The sequence below is a fragment of the Staphylococcus intermedius NCTC 11048 genome, assembly GCF_002902385.1.
Classification (GTDB): domain Bacteria; phylum Bacillota; class Bacilli; order Staphylococcales; family Staphylococcaceae; genus Staphylococcus; species Staphylococcus intermedius.
Window position 1 is genome coordinate 1 of the sequence record NZ_PPQH01000119.1, and the last position, 350, is coordinate 350.

The 350-nt window shown below is 42.6% G+C and carries 1 protein-coding gene; it reads right to left on the reverse strand.

Going from position 1 to position 350, the window contains the following annotated elements; genetic code table 11:
* Positions 1–350: hypothetical protein (locus CD138_RS14415; protein WP_180991067.1), on the reverse strand; the 350-nt coding region annotated here is incomplete at both ends.

Consider the following 350-nt stretch of genomic DNA (forward strand, 5'->3'; position numbering starts at 1 on the left):
TGATTCACTATTCGCTGCTGATGCGCTTAATGATTCGTAAGTTGATTTCGCTCCTGATGTTAAGTCGCTGAAGAATTGGCTTACTTCTTTCGCGATGCTATCTGATTCGCTTGTGCTTGTTGAAGTACTTGTTGAGTCAGACGCACTTGTTGATGTGCTTGCTGATTCAGACGCACTTGTTGATGTGCTTGCTGATTCGCTTGCACTCATTGATGCACTTACTGATTCAGATGTGCTCATTGAAGTCGAAGCATTCATTGATTCACTATTCGCTGCTGATGCGCTTAATGATTCGTAAGTTGATTTCGCTCCTGATGTTAAGTCGCTGAAGAATTGGCTTACTTCTTTCG